Annotated in this window: 2 protein-coding genes and 1 pseudogene; 1 reads left to right on the forward strand and 2 read right to left on the reverse strand. The window is 40.3% G+C overall.

Annotated elements, in window-relative coordinates:
• Positions 1-25: 25 nt before the first annotated feature.
• A pseudogene (locus tag D5R40_RS32270) lies at positions 26-885 on the forward strand (IS256 family transposase).
• A 570-nt stretch (positions 886-1,455) separates the two neighbouring features.
• On the opposite strand, the gene D5R40_RS32275 reads toward D5R40_RS32270, so the two are convergent.
• Positions 1,456-1,881 carry a hypothetical protein gene (locus D5R40_RS32275; protein WP_205127823.1) on the reverse strand — a complete coding sequence of 142 codons (426 nt, stop codon included), beginning with the start codon at positions 1,879-1,881 and terminating at the stop codon, positions 1,456-1,458.
• 87 nt (positions 1,882-1,968) lie between these two features.
• Positions 1,969-2,367 (reverse strand): lactonase family protein (locus D5R40_RS36685; protein ID WP_161565162.1); only part of this gene is annotated, 399 nt, incomplete at its 5' end.

The raw sequence follows: 2,367 nt of genomic DNA on the forward strand, positions 1-2,367 counted from the left end.
GGTGATATCGCTCTACGCCAAAGGGATGAGCAATGCAGATATAGAAGCCCAAATTCTGGAACTCTATGATTTTCAGATTTCCACCTCTGCCATTTCCAAGATCACTGATAAAATCTCTGAAGATATCCTGGCTTGGCAAAACAGGCCCCTGGAAGCCCAGTATTTGATCGTCTGGATGGATGGAATTGTCTTCAAAGTCAGGGACAACTCCCGTGTGGTGAATAAGACCATTTACCTAGCTGTGGGACTCAAGAATGATGGTAAGAAAGAGGTTCTGGGTATGTGGTTAGGAGGCTCAGAGGCCGCTAGCTTCTGGATGGGGGTATTGACAGATCTGAAAACCCGTGGAGTAGAAGATATCCTGATTACTGTAACTGATAACCTCCAGGGCTTTACAAAGACCATTCGTTCTGTTTTCCTCAAGCTGACACCCAGATCTGTGTAGTCCACCAGATCCGAAACGCTGCTAAATATGTAGTCTGGAAGGATCGTAAGGCCTTTGCCAAGGATATGAAACCTATTTACTCTGCGGTAAACAGAGAAGCAGCTCAGGCCGCTTTAGAAGACTTTTCCAAAAACTGGAACCATAAGTATCCCTATGCAATCAAGTCTTGGAGAGACAACTGGGAAGAACTCACCGCTTTTTTTGATTTCCCGCCCGAGATTAGGAAGATCATTTACACCACTAATCTGATTGAAAATCTCAATGGAAAGATTAGAAAGTATACCAAAAACAAGATGTCTTTCCCGACGGATAAGGCCCTAAAAAAGTCAGTCTATCTGGCCATTTTCGAGATAACGAAAAAATGGACCATGCCATCAAAGAACTGGCCCATTATTCTTAATCAATTTATTGCGATCTTTGATGATAGAGTTAAACTCTAACTGAATTGCTTTAAACCTCACAGATGGAGTTTACACACTTTAAGGGATACTGTCTCGATAATTGATATTAAGCCCTGGACCCATTTAGGTTCGTAGCCTACCAATAATTATTGGCCACTAATCCAATGGTATTCCCTTTCCCCTGTTCAGGGTTCAGGGGCCATGATCCCTGAATAAAAAAGACAATCACCATTCGAATCATCAAAATTGATTCCTTTTAAGTAAAGCCCAGCTTACTGCTGGGCTTTACTTTATACCTAAGAACTCTAATGAAGCTGTTTTAAGAAGTAATTCATTTATAACTTAACATAATCTTGATTATCGCCACTTGTGTCTTGTCTTGTCACGTGCCAAAATCGGTTGACTTATAGGTCTATAATATTTTTAAGATACTAAAACCTCCAACCCAGATATATGGTAGGTGCAAATGAAGGGGGAACTATGGGTCTGATATGATAAATACTTTCTCCGACCATACGTTCCTCGGTATTATTTAATATGAAAACAATATTATAGGAGGCTCCCAGGTGAAAATTGGTTTTTTGAAGGGATACCAATTATACCCAAACCCTAGACTGCTGTACCAATTTTCGAAGGTATCTTCCATCCCTTTTCGATTGTCAATTGTCCAGCCTTCGTAGCCAAATGTACCTTGCAAATACAGGCCTTTATCAATAGGGCTATCGTAAACCTGAACCTTGCCTCTATGCCTACCAGATAATCCCAATTAACGTTGATATCATTTTCGTTATCAAAAAATTGATTTCTGGCAAACTCTGGCAACTCAAAACTTGCTTCTGCTGCTATTCCGAAAGTCCATTTTTTAGGTAAATGATAAAATCCCTTTATACTATATCCACCGAGTATGAAAAAAGAAGGATTAACAGTAGTTGAGAAACTCCCCGTACTGGGGTTTCTAGAGTCCTGCGAATGTATAGATTTAACAGAAAGACCTATAATCAAGGAAAGGAGAAATGCTTTCTTTAACATATTCATGCACATTTTATTTTTCGATTAATAGTAAATTATGTACTCCCCGGGTGAGTGGAAGTTTTTCTGCAGTTTTAACCAATTGCTCATCTTTCAATTCCAAAGGTCTAGCCATCCATGGGTTGGAAAAAGTTCATCCTGTTCATGATAAACAGCTACCGCAATACTGTTGCTTTCTGTATCGAAAATGGCATCTTCTGGCAGAACTCCTTCAAAAAGATACTCCTTACCCAAAGTTTTTAGTATGCCGGTTTCCGGATCTACCTTGACCAGGGAAAGAGAAGCTCCTGTTCGAGCTGGTACAAACCAAAAAGCTTTCGGCCCATATGTGCGCCTCATATTCGCCACGATGGCATAGTTTCCATCAGGGCTGAGGTCAAATCCTTCAGGGCTTAAACCTACTTTAGTCTTTGATATGATATCGTGATTACCGGAGGGGTTAAACTTAATGGAAACAAGTTTGCCTTTACCGTTAAAAATGGCTCCTAAATC

Origin of the sequence: Okeania hirsuta (assembly GCF_003838195.1) — a bacterium.
In the GTDB taxonomy this organism is placed as follows: domain Bacteria; phylum Cyanobacteriota; class Cyanobacteriia; order Cyanobacteriales; family Microcoleaceae; genus Okeania; species Okeania hirsuta.